At 66.1% G+C, this 15813-nt stretch carries 9 protein-coding genes and 6 pseudogenes; 6 read left to right on the top strand and 9 right to left on the bottom strand.

Features of this window, described 5'->3' with window-relative positions; all coding sequences use genetic code 11:
* Nucleotides 1-39: 39 nt before the first annotated feature.
* A pseudogene (locus tag ACQEV2_RS41930) lies at nt 40-492 on the top strand (ISL3 family transposase); the annotation flags it as partial.
* Between the two features lie 788 nt (nt 493-1280).
* Here ACQEV2_RS41930 and ACQEV2_RS41925 read toward each other — a convergent pair.
* Nucleotides 1281-2039 (bottom strand): annotated as a pseudogene (locus ACQEV2_RS41925) (transposase).
* Nucleotides 2040-2139: 100 nt separating this feature from the next.
* Between ACQEV2_RS41925 and ACQEV2_RS41920 the strand changes: the two are divergent.
* Entirely contained in the window at nt 2140-3333 is a 1194-nt protein-coding gene (locus ACQEV2_RS41920) for an IS4 family transposase (RefSeq protein ID WP_433055487.1), read from the top strand.
* 268 nt (nt 3334-3601) lie between these two features.
* Nucleotides 3602-4371, top strand: a pseudogene (locus ACQEV2_RS41915) (transposase family protein).
* A gap of 61 nt (nt 4372-4432) precedes the next feature.
* Here ACQEV2_RS41915 and ACQEV2_RS41910 read toward each other — a convergent pair.
* From ACQEV2_RS41910 to leuS, 4 genes and pseudogenes are all read right to left on the bottom strand, one after another.
* Nucleotides 4433-4543 (bottom strand): annotated as a pseudogene (locus tag ACQEV2_RS41910) (IS630 family transposase); the annotation flags it as partial.
* Nucleotides 4533-4949 (bottom strand): hypothetical protein, encoded by a 417-nt coding sequence (locus tag ACQEV2_RS41905; protein WP_433055484.1) that lies wholly within the window; start codon nt 4947-4949, stop codon nt 4533-4535. The pseudogene ACQEV2_RS41910 and the gene ACQEV2_RS41905, both read right to left, overlap by 11 nt.
* Nucleotides 4950-4966: 17 nt before the next feature.
* Nucleotides 4967-5209, bottom strand: coding sequence for a helix-turn-helix domain-containing protein (locus ACQEV2_RS41900; protein ID WP_433055482.1), 243 nt, complete (start codon nt 5207-5209; stop codon nt 4967-4969).
* A gap of 435 nt (nt 5210-5644) precedes the next feature.
* A complete protein-coding gene (leuS, locus tag ACQEV2_RS41895; protein ID WP_433056086.1) occupies nt 5645-8122 on the bottom strand; it encodes a leucine--tRNA ligase in 2478 nt (825 codons plus the stop codon).
* 368 nt (nt 8123-8490) lie between these two features.
* Here leuS and ACQEV2_RS41890 point away from each other — a divergent pair.
* Nucleotides 8491-8700: pseudogene (locus tag ACQEV2_RS41890) on the top strand (FtsX-like permease family protein); the annotation flags it as partial.
* Between the two features lie 108 nt (nt 8701-8808).
* Here ACQEV2_RS41890 and ACQEV2_RS41885 read toward each other — a convergent pair.
* The 3 genes and pseudogenes from ACQEV2_RS41885 to ACQEV2_RS41875 all read right to left on the bottom strand — a co-directional run.
* Nucleotides 8809-10239: pseudogene (locus tag ACQEV2_RS41885) on the bottom strand (stealth conserved region 3 domain-containing protein); the annotation flags it as partial.
* Between the two features lie 253 nt (nt 10240-10492).
* Nucleotides 10493-12124 carry a stealth family protein gene (locus tag ACQEV2_RS41880; RefSeq protein WP_433055478.1) on the bottom strand — a complete coding sequence of 544 codons (1632 nt, stop codon included), beginning with the start codon at nt 12122-12124 and terminating at the stop codon, nt 10493-10495.
* Nucleotides 12125-12850: 726 nt separating this feature from the next.
* Nucleotides 12851-13054 carry a hypothetical protein gene (locus ACQEV2_RS41875; RefSeq protein ID WP_433055475.1) on the bottom strand — a complete coding sequence of 68 codons (204 nt, stop codon included), beginning with the start codon at nt 13052-13054 and terminating at the stop codon, nt 12851-12853.
* Between the two features lie 212 nt (nt 13055-13266).
* On the opposite strand from ACQEV2_RS41875, the gene ACQEV2_RS41870 reads away from it, so the two are divergent.
* Complete coding sequence (locus ACQEV2_RS41870; protein ID WP_433055472.1) at nt 13267-13518, top strand: hypothetical protein; 252 nt, start codon at nt 13267-13269, stop codon at nt 13516-13518.
* A gap of 460 nt (nt 13519-13978) precedes the next feature.
* Complete coding sequence (locus tag ACQEV2_RS41865) at nt 13979-14806, top strand: GNAT family N-acetyltransferase (protein WP_433055469.1); 828 nt, start codon at nt 13979-13981, stop codon at nt 14804-14806.
* 258 nt (nt 14807-15064) lie between these two features.
* Here ACQEV2_RS41865 and ACQEV2_RS41860 read toward each other — a convergent pair whose 3' ends face one another.
* Nucleotides 15065-15580 carry a hypothetical protein gene (locus ACQEV2_RS41860; RefSeq protein WP_433055466.1) on the bottom strand — a complete coding sequence of 172 codons (516 nt, stop codon included), beginning with the start codon at nt 15578-15580 and terminating at the stop codon, nt 15065-15067.
* Between the last annotated feature and the right edge of the window lie 233 nt (nt 15581-15813).

Raw genomic sequence — 15813 nt, 5'->3', positions numbered from 1 at the left:
CTCATCCGTACGAGGTGGTGCACGTTCACTTGTACGCGGCAATGGCTCCGAGCTGTCCTCCCGCACGATGACCCGCCCCGCAAGGATCCGTCCGTGCGCGATGTGACCGGCTGGATCACCCGCCGCCCCGAGAACCTCGATGACCACCAAGCCGAACGGCTCAAGAAGATCCTCGCCCGCTGTCCGGAGCTCGACCGGACTGCTGAACACGTCCGGGCGTTCGCCGAGTTGATGAATGACCGCCGGGGCCGGGACCTGGGCCAGTGGATCGAGCGCGTCCAAGCCGACGACCTGCCCGTCCTCCACAGCTTCGTCAACGGACTCGGCCAGGACCTCGACGCGGTAGTCGCCGGGCTCAGCCTGCGCTACAGCTCCGGCGCCGTCGAGGGCCACAACAACAAGATCAAGATGCTGAAGCGGCAGATGTTCGGCCGCGCCAACTTCGACCTGCTCCGCAAGCGGGTTCTTCTCGCAGGGCGAGGCCGTTCATGATCGCGCTTGTGGTGACCCTCCGTGGCTCCGGCACTGAAAGTGATCCAGAACCACTTTTCAGCCGTCGCCGACACTCCTGGTCTCGGTTGACATTCAACCCCCGAGCTACCAACAGGCCCTGCTCTCATGCGCGGACGTCCCGAACTCACCTGAACAGGAGCCCCTTTCGGCAATCAAGCCTGCTGCTCGAGACGACAACAGCTTCGTTGCCTTGTAAGTAGCCGCTGCTCAAATCCCCGGAACCTCATGGACTCTTCAAGCTTTCGGCTCCAATCTCACAAGCGAGGCGCTACAGAACTCGGAACACCGCAGCCTCAACTACATGCATCCTTACGTCCGACACGAGGAGAAAGACATGCGCGGAGCAATTCGGAATGTTGGACTGGCAGTATCCGCTGGAGTATTGGGAGTTGCTGAGGTAGCCGTGACCGCCTCACCTGCCGCTGCAGCCACGCCAGGGTCACGCATCGTTACCCCGTTCTACGGCATGACGTGCGACCTGTGGACGACCAATTCGGGCGGAGCCCTGCGGGGTGCGCCGTCCTGCTGGCACTGGGGACCAGGCTGGTCTAAGTGGCGGGCCAAGGTTGTATGTGGTGACGGTGACACCACCTTCAGTCCAGTCGTGAACGGCGCCGCAAACAATTGGACGAGCTCCCCAGCGACTGGTTGGTGTTTTAGCTGGGATGGATGGATCAGATCCATCGAGATCATCGAGATGCCACAGTAAATGATGTCCCGTAAGCGGGTGTTGGGAAGCGTTGGCCTGGTCCTTGCCTGGGGAGCGGCTACCCGGCGAGGGCGAGGTTGTGTAGTCGGGCCACGCCGAGGATGGCTTGGTGAACGCCATCTCCGCGTAAACGGCAGTCGCGGAGGATCTTGTAGGTCTTCATCCGGGAGAAGGCGTGCTCGACACGGGCCCTGGCTCGTCGGTGGACGGCATTCTCGGTTTGCTGTTTTAGACGTGAGGGGTCTGTCTTTGCGCGGCCAGTGCCGGATGAGTGCAGGGGTACCGCGGTAGCCGCCGTCGCCGAGGACAGGGGCGTTCTTCACTGCGCGGTCGACGCCGGACTCCCGGTAGGCACGGGCATCGTGGCGGTTGCCGGGTAGTGGCCGTCCGGCGGCCACGACCAGCCGGGTGTTGGCGTCGATGACGACCTGGTGATGGGTGGAATAGCGGTAGTTCTTGCTGGACGCGGCCACGCTCCTGTCGCGGGTCGGGACCAGTGCCGTCCACGATCAGGACCGTGTCGGCTGGGTGCCGGCCTCGCACGGGCGCCAGTGCCAGGAGCGGAGCGATGTGGTCGATCACCCGGTCCGCAGCCGACTTGGAGATCCCGAACAGAGGACCGAGCTGCCGCATCGTGAGGTTCGTCCGCCAGTACGCGGCCACCAGCAGTATGCGGCTCCAGAGGCAGAGCCCAGGGCCGGCCACCGGTCGGTGCACCCCCGCCCCGCCGCCTTACGAGCCCGACGAGCTTGCGGAACTGACGCTCGTTGAGCCCCGCAAACAGACCCACCCACTTCGGCTCATCCGCCGTCACCACAACACCAACACCAAGATCATCACATGCCTGAACAGGACTTACGGGACAGCGTTTAAAGCCAATGCCGTTGCGTTAGCTCGCGGGCGTACGCTGCTGTGCAGTGCTCGCGGGGGTGGTTCGGGTGTCGGCAAATGTCGGTGAGTTATCGGGGTTAGGCCTGCTGACCTGGGTGTATCCGCCGGGGTTGGTGGATCGTGTGGTCGCTGCCTGTGGTCGTACAGAGCACCGTCGGCGCCTGCTGCCGGCCCGACTGGTGGTGTATTTCGTGCTCGGGCTGGCCCTGTTCTCGCCGGCGCCGTATCTGGAGGTGATGCGGCACCTGGTCGAGGGCCTGCGTGGCCAGGGGCTGCTGGGCGAGTGGCACATCCCTGCGAAGTCGTCGCTGTTTCGCGCCCGCCAGCGTCTGGGATCGGAGCCGCTGCGGGTGCTGTTTGCCACGACCGCGAAACCGATGGGCACCGAGGCCACTCCGGGTTGCTTCTGGCGGGGGCTGCGGCTGCTGGCGGTGGACTCCACCTGCTGGGACGTGGCCGACAGCCCGGCCAATGAGGCCGCCTTCGGCCGTCCGGGAAACAGCCGCGGCCACGACAAGGCCGGCTTTCCCCAGGTGCGGATGGCCTGTCTGATCGAGGTGGGCACCCATCTCGTGCTGGATGCGGAGTTGGCCGGCTGCCGCACCGGCGAAGTCACCCTGGTGAGCCGCCTGCCACGCTCCTGCGGGCCCGGCGAACTGGTCCTGGCGGACCGGGAGTTCCTCGGCGTGCCCACGTGGAGGGCCTTCACCGACAGCGGTGCCGATCTGTTGTGGCGGGTGCCCGCCAACCGGGTCCTTCCCGTCGACCGGATGCTGCGGGACGGATCCTGGCTATCCCGCATCCACGCCCACACCGACCGGGCGCACCGTGATCCGGTCATGGTGCGGGTGGTGGCCTTCCAGCTGCACGGCACCGGCCGCGAAGGCGAGGACTACCGGCTGGTGACCACGCTGCTCGATGCCCGTCGCTATCCCGCCCGCCACCTGGCCGCGCTCTACCACGAACGCTGGGAGGCAGAAGCTGTCTTCGCCGAGCTCAAGACGCATCAACGCGGAGCCCGGGTCGTGCTCACCAGCAAGACCCCCGACGGTGTCCTGCAGCAGGTCTGGGCCCACCTCCTCGTCCACCACGCACTGCGCGAACTCGTGGTGAGAACCGCCGCCACCCGGGGCCTGGACCCCGACCGGGTCTCCTTCACCGAAACCCTGCGCTCCGCCCGGCGCAGCGTGACCCTCACGCCCGGCAGCTTTTCCCCCTGAGCTGCTGGTCAGAACACTCGTCCTGCTCCAACACGACCTGCTCGAACGCCTCCTTCCCGCCAGACGCCTGCGCAGCCAGCCCCGCGTCGTCAAACGCAAGATGTCCAACTACCGGCTCAAGCGGGCCGAACACCACACCTGGCCCCAACCCACCCACACCGGCACCCGAGCAGTCCGCATCCAACGACCCCAACCCATAATCACGTAAAGCAACGGCATTGCGTTTAAAGCGTGTTGCACAAGGCCGTGAGCTGGGCATCTCCCGGGTATGGCCGGGGTGTTAAGGGCTGACCGAGTGTGGGTGGAGACATTCACCGGGCTGCGAGTGGCGCAGTTTGCGGGTCTGTTGAAGGTGGTGCGGGAGCGGGGCGGTGATGGCACCTTGCGGGGCCGGCCGTGGTCCCTGCCGCTGGCCGAGCGGGTCCTGCTGGTCGCGGTGTACTACCGCACGAACCTGACCATGCGGCAGCTGGGTCCGCTGTTCGGGGTGTCCTCCTCCACGGTGTGCCGGTCATCCAGCGACTGGGGCCACTGCTCGCGCTCGAGCCCATGACCCGCCCGGCCGACGGCCCGGACCGGTTGTGGATCGTGGACGGCACGCTGGTCCCGGTGCGGGACCGGAGCGTGGGCGCCTCCAGCCGTAGCTACCGGTTCTCGGCAAACGTGCAGGTCGTCGTGGACGCGGACACCCGGCTGGTGGTGGCGGCGTCCCGCCCGCTGCCGGGCACCACCGCGGACGCGCATGCCTGGCGGCGCTCCGGCCTGGCCCCCCACTGCGAGGGCGTGACGGTGCTTGGCGACGGCGCCTACCTCAACACCGGGCTGATCGTGCCGCACCGTAAACGGCCCGGACGGCCGTTACTGAAGGGCGAGGAGGAAGACAACGCCGAGCACCGCAAGGTCCGAGCTCGCGTGGAGCACGTGATCGGAAGGATGAAGAACTACAAGATCCTGCGCGACTGCCGGCAGCGCGGCAACGGCCTCCACCACGCCGTCCAAGCCGTCGCCCGCATGCATAACCTCGCCCTCGCCGCATGATCACACACGCCAACAAGGCCAGCTCAGACTGCCTGATCACGGCCTTGTGCAACACGCTTTACACGCTGACCCGTAACTCCTTCGCGATCACCGAGCTCGGCTCGCCCCGGGCGAACCGCTCTGCGGCCGTCATCCGGATGCCCTCACGGAACTGCCGCCGTTCATCCGACAGGCCCCCGCCCTGCGCCTACATCATGATCGTACTCGGAGAAGTCCAGTTGCCACACCTCGTTCGCGCTCGTGGGCGGGGTGGCGGAGGCGGCCTTGCGGGCCTTGGCGTGCTCCCGGCGTTCGCCCTGGTAGTCCACGGGCTGGAGCAGGTCCCTTTGGCGCAGGGCGCGTTCGACGGACGAGGCCGACACATCGTGGCCGTCGGCCTGCAGCAGCCAGCGGATCTTGCGGTGGCCCCAGGCCGGCCAGTCGGCGGCGTACTTCGCGGCGAGGGGCTCCAGCGCGTCGACCACCGGGGCCGGCCACGGCCCCTTGGCCGCGGACCCGCCGCGGCGGGCGCAGGCCTGCCAGCGGACGTAGGAGCGGCGCGGGATGCCGATCAGCTCGCGGAACCTCGAGGTCGGCATCGCCGCTTCGGTGCGGATCACCTCGAGGCCCTGGAAGGGGCCAGACGGCCCTCGGCGGACTTCTTCCACACCCGCAGCTCGACATAGGCCTCACCGAGGGCGGCCTTGAGGTCCTCGATCTGCTCCTGGAGCATCTCCTCCCGGCTCCAGGCCCGCTTCGACGCCCCGGCGGCCAGGCCGGCCTTCCCGGATTCCAGGAACTGATCCCGCCACTTCGCCACCGACGTCTGGTGCCGGCGGGCCGCCTCAGCGACGGTCACCTCACCGGCCAGACCGACAGCACGATCCGTATCTTCTCCTCCACCGGAAACTGCGGCGGACGGCTCATCAGGCTCTCCTTCAACTCGCCAGGGACTCAACAAACCCCTGGGCCAGAAAGTCTGACGCGCGACAAACGCCACCCCATGACCGCCACTGAACACCGCACCGAGATGGTCATCCGCTTCGTGATCTGGGGCCAGATCACCAGCACCACCGGCTTGCCCGCGGCAGCCTGAACCAGGGCAACCACCCCAGTCTGCCATACCCTGGCACGTCGTCAGACACTCATCACCGCCCCAACAACGTGACAACGCCCTACCAGAAACTCGGCACCGACTGGCGCCGCCACCACCCCGCCCCGCCGACGATCGCGACCTCACCCGCCGACTCCAAGCCCTCTGCCACCATTTCCGTTCAGCGTCAACGCCTGGCTCTCACACCACCAGGTTGATGAGCTTCGGGAGTCGGTTGACCACCCTCTTCGGCTCCCTGCCAGCCAGAGCCTGGCGGACCGACCCCTGCTCGAGCGCCGCTTGGACGGCCTGCGTCTCGGTGATGTCCGGGGTGGCGGTCAGCTTGCCCGCCACCTTGCCGTTCACCTGCAGGAGCACCGTGACCTGCTCGTCAACTAGCAGCAAAGGATTGGCCTCCGGCCAGCTCTGCCGGTGGATGTCCAAGTCATGCCGGCGCGACCATAGTTCGGCCGTGATGTGCGGGGTCATAGGGGCCATCACCAGCAGCAGCCGGTCGATGCCCTCGTCCAAGGTCTCGCGGCGCGCGCCCGCCTCGGACTGAACGTACTGGTAGAGCTGGTTCACATACGTCATACAGGCCGCCACCGCGGTGTTGTAGGACCAAGATTCGAAGCCCTTGGTTACCTCATCCACGAGCCGGTGGGCACCGGCGAGTACGGACCGGTCCTGCGCCGTTTCGGGGCGGTCGACGACCTTGCCGAAACCTTGCGCCACCAGCCTCCACAGCCTCGCAAGGAACCGGCGTCCACCTTCGATCGCGGTGTCGCTCCACTCCACGTCCTCGTGCGGCGGCGCCACGAACAGGTGAAATAGCCGCAGGGCATCGGCGCCGACTGTGTCCAGATACTGCTCCGGCGCGACGACATTGCCTTTCGACTTGGACATCTTCGTGCCATCGAGCTTGATCATGCCCTGGGTGAACAGCCGACGGAACGGCTCGCGCAGGGAGGGTGGCAGGACGCCGATGTCGGAGAGCGCCTTGGTCAGGAATCGGGAGTACAGCAGGTGCAGGATCGCGTGCTCGACGCCGCCGATATATTGCTCGACCGGCATCCAGCGATTCACCGCGTCGTGGCTGACTGGCACTTCGCTGTTCTCATCGATCGCCCGCGGATCCATGGTGTAGCGCAGAAAATACCACGATGAGTCAACGAAGGTGTCCATCGTGTCGGTTTCCCGGAATGCCGGGCCGCCGCAGTTCGGACAGGTGGTGTTGAGGAAGCTCTGGTGGAACTTCAGCGGGGACTCACCGGTGTGCCGAAACTCGATGTCGTCCGGTGCAAGTACGGGAAGGTCTTGTTCGGGTACAGGTACTACGCCGCAGTCGTCGCAGTACACCATCGGGATCGGGCAACCCCAGAATCGCTGCCGGGATACGAGCCAGTCACGCAGACGGTAATTCGCGGCTGGACGACCGTACCCATTCCGCTCCGCGTGCTTCAGCACCGCCGCGATCGCCTCGTCGTTGTGGAGACCATCCAGGAAACCGCTGTTGATGTGCGGGCCGTCGCCCGGGTACGGCTTGTCCTTCGGCCAACCGGCCACGGGCTGCACGGTGCGCCGAACGGGAAGGTCGTGCCTCATTGCGAAGTTCCAGTCCCGGCTGTCCTCTCCGGGAGCCCCCATGACCGCGCCGGTGCCGTAGGTCATGAGCACATAGTCCGCTACGAAGATTGGGACCACTTCGCCGTTCACCGGGTTGCGCACATAGGCGCCACTGAACACGCCGGTGCGTTCCTGATCGCCCCTGAGCCGGACAAGCTCGGAGCGGGCGCGCGCCTGCCGCTGATACTCGCGCATCCGGTCGGTGTGCTCAGGGGTAGTGATCCGGTTCACCATTGGGTGTTCCGGCGCGACCACGCAGAAAGACATGCCGTAGATAGTGTCCGACCGGGTCGTGAAGACCGTGATTTCCTCGCCGCCGGGAACCGGGACTCCCTCAGCAGTCACGACAGGCAAGGTCAGTTCGGTCCCAGAGGACCGGCCGATCCAGTTGCGCTGCATGGTCTTCACATGCTCCGGCCATTCGAGCTCATCGAGGTCGTCCAGCAGCGCATCCGCGTATCTTGTGATCTTGAAGAACCACTGGCGAAGGTCCCGCTGCTCGACGGGGTCCTTCGACCGCTCGCAGTGCCCGTCGATCACCTGCTCGTTCGCCAGGACGGTCTGGCAGCCAGGGCACCAGTTGACCGAAGCCATTTTCTGTTCAACTAGCCCCGCCTGATAGAGCTGCAAGAAAATCCACTGGGTCCACTTCAGATAGACCGGATCGTGGCTCTGGACACTTCGGCGCCAGTCGAACACTGCACCGATCCGCTCGATCGACGCGCGCATTTCGTCGATACGAGCATCGGTGAAGGTCCGGGGGTGGATGCGGTCTTTCATAGCGGCGTTCTCCGCGGGGAGGCCGAACGAGTCGAATCCCATTGGGCTGAGCACCGCATAGCCGCGCATTGTGCGATAACGGACGTTCAGATCACCGAAGGTGTAGTTCCGCACATGCCCCATGTGGGCACGCCCCGAAGGGTAGGGGTACATCGAGAGGACATAGCAAGGCGGTCGTGGGTCGTCGTTGTCCACATCGTAACTACGCGACTCTCGCCACTGCTGCTGCCAGGCGCGCTCAATCTTCAGTGGCTCATACGACTCATCTGGCATCATTGAAATCGATCTCCGTGGGGGTAGCGCAATAGAGGATAGGAACGGCCGGTCAATGGAAGGTTCCAGGACGGTCGGGGCGGGGACTTCGCGAAGTACCTGACACAGCCGGACCAGAGAACACAAACCTATGGCAACCTGAACAAGACCGAAACCAAACGCTCCGGAACTCCGTCAACTGACCCCGCCATAAACGTGACAACGCCAATGGAGCGGACCTCCAGGCCCGACGTTGACAGCGTACTCGCAAGGCTTCCCTCTCCGATACGTATACAGAGTTACTACGAGGGGTTCATTTGGGTCATGAGTACTAATCGCTCACGGCGTAAATCATCGTCGCCCTCATCATCCTGCTGCTTCCTGTCGCCGTGTTCGGCGCTACTGCCGTCCGGTTCGGCGGCGAACAGCGCGACCGGCGCCTTGCCGCGCTCCGGCTCGTCGGCGCCGACACTGCGACGACGCGTCGCATCGCCGCAGGGGAATCGCTGCTCGGTGCCTTGTGCGGGCTCGCCTGCGGAGCCGGAGCGTTCCTGCTGATCCGGCAGTTTGCCGGAGCTGTCACCATCCAGGGCTTCAGCGTGTTCCCGGTCGAGATCGTCCCCCACCCTGTGCTCGCCGCACTCGTTGCTCTTGCTGTGCTCGAAGCGGCTCGGGAACGGGTACTTCCGCTCCAGAAAGCAGCGGATGGCAGCCTGTGCCGCGGCCCTGTCCGCCGGGGCGGTGTCCACGTCGTTGAGGCAGAAGAAGTCGACGTCCTCGCCGGCCGCCAGGCGGGCCAGTCGCCGCCGCATGTCCGGGGTGCCCAACTGCACATAGAGGAAGCGGTAGTGGGCCGGGACGGCCCGGCCGGTCGCGATCGCCCAGTGGTGGTGGAGCGTGGAGGCGGGGGCGACGTCCGAGGTGGATCGGAAACGCGAGTACGAGGTCCGCTCCAGCTCCTCGATCTCCAGCCGCTCCATCTCCCGCATCACCGACAGCAGTTGGGGGTGCGGGGTGTGCAGCGACTTGTGGGTGACCTGCCTGCCGTGGAAGCGCCGGATCACCTCGCGGGTGTTCTTGCCAGCGGAGTTCGGTGCCGGCTCCAGCGGGTGCGGGGCGCCAAGGCCGAGCTTCAGCGGGGACAGCGGGATGCGTGCGATGCCGTTGCCGTGGAAGAAGTGCTCGGCCCGCACCGGGCGGTTGATGAACACGTCGTCGTTGAAGTAGAGGTAGTGCGACAGGCCCGGGATGTGGTGCAGCCGGCTTTCTATGGCTTGCGAGTTGAACACGGGCAGCGCGTCGGCCGGGAGGATGTCCCGGTGGTCCACCACCGTCAGGCCCTCCGCCTCCGGATTCAGCCAGGACGGGACCTGCGAGTCGGTGACCAGGTAGACGTGCCGGACGAAGCTGGCGTACATCTCCAGGGAGCGCAGTGCGTACTTCAGTTCGTCGTGGCTGGTGTAGCGGGAGGCACCGGTCTCGCGCGGGGCGATGACGTTGTCGGAGAGCTGCTGATGGGCGCGGCGCTTTGCGGCCAGCGCCGGGTCGTCCCCGTCGACCCAGGTGTACACGGCGTCGACGGGGAACAGCACCTCATCGATGCCGGCCTCGGCGAACGGGGCGAACGTCGGCACCTTCCGGCCGGAGGCCGCCGCCGTCGCCGGCTGCCGCGCCGACACCGGGAGCACCTCCGACACCGGGTTGCCGCGCGGGGCGACGAGCGCCGCACCGAAGACGTCCGGAAGCCGGTTGCCGGGCACGGTCAGCCAGGAGGGATCCGTGCCCTCGGTGCCGAGATCCCGGCCGCGGTGCCAGAACTCGATGTCGCAGCCCGACTCCGGACCGCCGAGCACCTGCCCCGAGGGACCGAGGCGCACCACGCCGGTGCGCAGCGCATCGGCCCGCCGCAGCGCCCGCGGCAGCCTGCCGTCGGCCCACAGCACCGCATGCGTTACGGCACCGTCCGCGCCCACGGCACCGACGTACCCGGCGGTGCGGGCGAACCGCTGCGCGGCCCGGGCGAGCACCACCTCGCGGTACGTCGCCTCGACACCGATCACCTGCCGCGGCGCACCGGACCCCTGCTCGGCGGGGACCAGGAAGTACGGCACACCAGCCGTCTCCAGCAGGGTGCACATCTGCTCTAGGTCCGCCGCGGCGGCGTCCGCCGCGGTGTAGCTGGCGACCGTACAGCCGTACAGTCGCAGTGGTCCGGCGGTGATCCGGCGCAGCCCGGGGACGGCGGTCCGCAGGCGCCGCCTGGCCCGGACGGCACGCAGGGCCCAGAGCCGGGCCAACAACCAGAGCTGCAGGCGCACCAGCAGGTCTCGAGCGGTTCGTACGCCCGAGACCTGCGCGAAACGGTGGCGGAGGTCCATGGCTGCGGCCCCGTCAGCTCTGCTTCTCGGCGGGGTGCGCGCACGGTGCAGGCTTCTCGAAGGGGCTCGGGAACGGGAAGTAGTTCTCCAGGAACTCGTGCATCCGGACGCTGACCTGCTCCCGCTCTTCCGGCGGTACGTCGACGTCGTTGAGGCAGAAGAAGTCGAAGCGGCGGTTGCGGCGCAGGTCGGTCAGGCGCCGTTCGGCGTCCGGGCGGCTGATGTTCACGTACCGGAAGCCGTACTTGCCCGCCACACCGCTGCCGGTCATCAACGCGTACTGGTACAGCAGCGGGCCGGTCATGGCGATGTCCGACGGCGAGCGGAACCGGGACGCCGTGGTGCGGCGGATGTCCTCGGGGAAGAGCTCCTCCAGCGCCCGCAGTGTCTCTCGCTGCTGCGGCAGCGGGGTGTGCATGAAGTTGTTCGTCGTCATCCGCCCAAACTTCTTCAGCAGCAGACGGCGGACGTTCTTGCTGGCGGAGTTGGTGGCCGTCTCCTCGGCGTGCGGCTTGCCGACGCCTATCTTGAGCGGGGACACCGGGATCTTCATCAGGCCGCTGCCGTGGAAGAAGTGCTCCGGGGTGACCCGGCGGCCGACGAACACGTCGTCGTTGAAGTAGAGGTAGTGCTCCGACAGGCCCGGGATGTGGTGCAGCCGGGTCTCGATCGCGTGGGAGTTGAAGACGGGCAGGACGTCGGGCGGGAAGATGTCGCGGTGGTCGACGACCGTGATCCCGGGGTCCCTGTCGTCGAGCCAGTGCGGCTTCTGGCCGTCGGTCACGATGTAGATGTGCCGGACGAAGTCGGCGTACATCGCGAGCGAGCGCAGCGAGTACTTCAGCTCGTCATGGCTGGTGTAGCGGGAGGCGTTGGTCTCCTTGTCCAGGATCTCGGCCATGCCCTGGCCCTGGTAGCGGGCCCGCTTGGCCCGCATCGCAGGCTCCTCGCCGTCCACCCAGGTGTAGACGACGTCCACGGGGAACGTCACCTGGTTCACCGTCGGCAGGGTGAGCGGGGCGAAGCTCGGCAGCTCCCGCTCGCCGACCCGCACTGTGGCGGGCTTCTGCTCGGCCGCCGGCAGCACATCCGTGATGCCGTTGTTCCGCGGCGCGATGAGGGACTCGGCGAAGACGTCCGCGGACGCCTGCGGCTGCACCTGAGCCAGTCGACGCGACCCATCCTCCGAGTCAAGGAGCTGGGCCCCGTCCTCCCAGAACTCGACGTCGCAGGCGAGCTCCGGACCGCCGAGCAGCTGACCCGCCGGCCCAAGGTGGTTCTCCCCGATCCGCAGCACGGGGGCCGTGCGCAGCGCGGTCGGCAGCACACCGTCCATGAACATTGCGGGATGCTTGAGCTGTCCGCCAGGCAGCGGTCTGCCGATAAACACCGCCTTCCCCGTGTTTCGGGCCGCGAGGGTGGCGAGGAAACGCTCCCGGTCGACGGCGTTCACACCCACCGTGTGGCGGGTACGGGAGGCCGGCAGAAGGAAATAGGAAATACCATCCTGCTCCAGCGCGGCGACAACCAGGTCAAGGTTGGAGGTGGCCGCCTCAACGGCGCTGAAATCCCTCACGACCCGTCCGTAGAGCCGCTGACCGCGCACCACCACCGGGCGCAGCTCCGGGACTGTGATCGCCGACATGCGACGCCGCCGCATGGTACGCAGTTGCCACACCCGCTCAGCAGTTTTCCGTTGCACCCGTGGATGCACTCGACGCATGAACGACCGTACAGTCACTGATAGATCCTTGCTTCATCTCAACTAGACAAAAAGACGCCGCCCTTATTCTGCAATCGCATAAAAAGAGGCAAGCATTGCCGCGCTGGTGATTCACTCAGCACTCATAGTCATCCTCCCCACAGGTCAAGCAGGTGTAAAATCCATCTCCCGAGAGTTCCGCCAGCTGCGTTTTATTGCATGAATCGCAATGGCCATAAATGTCACTCGAGTCATCAAAATAAAAGCCACGACGGAGTTCATGTATCCGCCGAAGCTCTTTGATTATTGAGTGGATAACGAACTCCATTCCGCCATAATCGGTTGGAAGCGTGCAACTCAGATAAATTACCTGGCGCGACCTTGCGAGAGTTGAGTATTTTCTACTCATCTTGAGGCAGGAGGTTCACTGGCGGCGATCGGACGGCAGGGTCGCGTTCGGCGGCGCCCTAGACCCAATGCCATGCCCCCCACAGCTCCGTTGCGGCGGCCACCGATGTGCGTTGGAAATGATGGCCTGTCAATATCCGCTCGTCGCCAATCGGCGAATCGCCTACGCGGCAGCAACTTTCCCATGCTGATCCCTTACACCACTTGGCGGGACATGACCCGGGCTCGGACCCTCGAGTCAGACGATCACGATTGCGATGATCATGAATGCGGCCACAGTGTCGGGAGGGCTGTGGGCTCTGGAGCCGTCGGCACGGAAGGCGAAGCGATGAACCGCTCGAAGTCTCGGATCGAAAGTAGCAGCGTGTAGATGGTGGCCAAATCGAAAGCGATCAGTAGAGTGCCCGCCACGATTGTGACCGGTATGATGGCCGCCGCCAGTGGCCCGATGATGAATGCTGCCATCTGGAATTCGATTCCACCAACAAGATGAGGGCGGATCCGTTTACGCAGAAGGATGTTACGGAATCGGACGTACCACGGAAAGCGGCTCTTGAACCTACTTTGCAGGTCGACGGGTTTCTTCGCCGCTAGAGTTCCATCTTTTTCGCTGCCACCGTTTCCGATGTCGAGTGTTACAGCGGCAGGGTAGTCGGTATTGGCGTTTTCCCGGTCCCATGCTCCGCAAGAGTGACAAGCCGGTCTCCGAGGCGGGCGTGATGCGTCTGTGTACGGTTGAGGACATCGACATGCTGATCGGCAGGCTGCGCGCCATGCGCGCCCAGCTGGTCGCGTGCCCGGACGAGATGGACGACGTGCGTGCGCTGGTGCACGCGTGCGCCACGATGACCGGCATCTGGATGGATGATCTTGCCTGCCGGTTCGCTGATACCGGCTACAGCGCCGACGGCTTGTTCACTGCAGCATAGGAACTGATGGAGGTTCTGCCTGCTGAGCCGTCCGGCTTTGAGTCAGCCGAGGACCCGGCGTTTTTCGCAGTGCGGCCGGGATGTTGGCCCGGTTGTGGATCACCGGATACCTGCTGGAACCGGTCCCTACCGACGCCTGGCCCAATCGTGATCTGGCCCGCGCCCTTCTTTAAGCGCTCGAACACCATGCGGACGACCGCACCCTCGCCGACGACCTGCGCCAGGCAGGACTGGACACCCACAGCGACCCGCCAGAAAGGTGAAGTGGGCTGGCACGTACGTAACGGAACGACTGCTGCCTCATCGACAGCAAGCGCGCGTACTGCTGCTGCGGCGCGGGCGTCACTCTCGATCGTTAGCCCTACAAGGGGCCGGGCGTCGGCCTCTCACATGTAACGGCACCGTTGTACGATCAGCCATGCGACAGGCATTGCGGGTATTTGCGGCCGTTAAGGATCGTATGGGCGGACAGTTGGATCCGGGCAGCGGGGGGCGGTTCTCGGTCCGCGTCTCCACGGATGCCGATCTTCCCGCGGTGCGACGGCTGGTAGCCGCCGACCGCCTTCCCGGCGAACCTCCCCTCCCCGATCACCTTCCCGAAGTACCGACAGCCGGGAAGGTGTTCACCCTCACCGGCACCGATGGGCAGGCGCATGGGGTGGCATGTCTGTCGGTGCGCCGCTCCGATGATGCGGGGCTGGTGCACTGGCTGCACGCCGGGGAGGATCTCGATGCGGTCGCCGCGCTGCTGGCGTTCGCCCGCGCCGAGCTCGGCCGTCGCACCCTGCATGCCTTCACCGCACCGGCCACCGCCACACGGGTGCCGGGCTTGCCGATGCGGCACCGGCCCGCGACCGCGCGGGCGCTGACCGCGGCCGGTTTCACCCTCGCCACCGCCCAGGAGTACCTGCTGCGCGACCTGAACGATCCCAAACCCGCGGCCCCGGATGATCTGATCGCACACGTCACCCCGCTCGAAGATTTTCGGGGATGGCGGCTGGTGGTGCCCGGCCCGGGCACCACCGGGGTGGTGGCCAGCGCCGTACTGTCCTGCCCCCATCCCACCTCGGGTATGGCCGTGCTGTGGCATCTCGCCGTCCACCCCGAACACCGCCACCACGGAATCGGCCACCGGCTGCTCGCCCAATCCCTCAACCTTGCTGCCGCCAGCAGCGCCCGCTACCTTGCCGCGTTCACCGACCCCGACGAGGAAAGCGCCATGCGTCTGCTGGCCGCCCAGGACTTCGACCACGTCGACACCCTCGCCGTCCACCACCGCCGCCCCTAACAGCGTCCCAGTACGCAGTCAGAACGGGCCGAGACACCCACTCGAGTGGCACACATACGGCCACCGGCCAGTTGGTCAGCGCCGTTCTTTAACGACGGATTAAGGTGCCGACATCTCCGACTCCGGCCGAAGCTCCCTCCGTTCTGTTTCGGCGGGGCATCGCCGTCCCGCCTTGGTGATCCCCGGTCTACTAGGGCGGGACGGCGGCGGTCACCACACCCGGCAAGGTGAGGGCCAGGACCAACCAGCGGTAGAAGGTCACCTTCGCGCCAGATGCTTGATCTTGATCCAGTCGCGTGTGCGGCGCCCGGGCAGGTACGGGCTGGACAGGCGCTTGGCCACGACACCGTCGTATCCCTCAAGACGGGTCTGCTCAAGGGCCTGCCCGGCAGGGGCGGGCCAGGCCGCGGGCACACTGATGCCGGGGCCAGCCAGGGCGAGGTCGTCGAGGAGGTCACGGCGGGCGGTGTAGGGCAGCTGCACGGTCGGCTCGCCGAGGTAGAGGATGTCGTACAGCACCAGTTGGACGGACAGGTCCTCGACGGCATGGCTGACCGCCTTGGGATGGTGCAGGCTCATGCGCTGCTGCAGACGCTCCACCGACGGCTGGCCCTCACGGTCGAGGGCAATGATCTCCCCGTCGAGTACCGACTCAAGCCCGGGCAGACAAGCGGGCAGCGCCTGCAGTTCGGGGTACTGGGCGGTGACGTCCAGCCCGGGCTGGGACAGCAGCCGGATGCTCCCGTCCCCGGGCAGGTGGGCGATGACCCGCACCCCGTTGTGAGGTCGGTCCGGGGCGCCCTGCCGACGTTGCCGTCGGTGGATTTCCCCGGACCGCCTCCCGAACCCGCCGTGCCCGTTTCCGGGCAGCGGGCTCTCCACAGGTCCCGTAGCGAGCGGTGTCAGATCGTCATCTCAGCCGTCCACGGCGTCGGGATGGCCGCTCCCCGGTAGCGGTAGCGCGTGGTGCTCACCTCTGCCGGGTTGAACAGCTTTCCCTTTTCGGT

Source organism: Streptomyces sp. CA-251387 (genome assembly GCF_050936625.1).
Taxonomy (GTDB): domain Bacteria; phylum Actinomycetota; class Actinomycetes; order Streptomycetales; family Streptomycetaceae; genus Streptomyces.
This window is presented reverse-complemented; position numbering and strand designations above follow the sequence as displayed.

Bases quoted from the DNA above. Each gene is read 5' to 3' on its own strand.
- ACQEV2_RS41905 (WP_433055484.1), bottom strand. From the start codon at position 4,949: ATGCCGACCTCGAGGTTCCGCGAGCTGATCGGCATCCCGCGCCGCTCC.
- leuS (WP_433056086.1), bottom strand. From the start codon at position 8,122: ATGCCAGATGAGTCGTATGAGCCACTGAAGATTGAGCGCGCCTGGCAG.
- ACQEV2_RS41880 (WP_433055478.1), bottom strand. From the start codon at position 12,124: ATGTCGGCGATCACAGTCCCGGAGCTGCGCCCGGTGGTGGTGCGCGGT.
- ACQEV2_RS41875 (WP_433055475.1), bottom strand. From the start codon at position 13,054: ATGGCAGCATTCATCATCGGGCCACTGGCGGCGGCCATCATACCGGTC.
- ACQEV2_RS41870 (WP_433055472.1), top strand. From the start codon at position 13,267: ATGCTCCGCAAGAGTGACAAGCCGGTCTCCGAGGCGGGCGTGATGCGT.
- ACQEV2_RS41865 (WP_433055469.1), top strand. From the start codon at position 13,979: ATGGGCGGACAGTTGGATCCGGGCAGCGGGGGGCGGTTCTCGGTCCGC.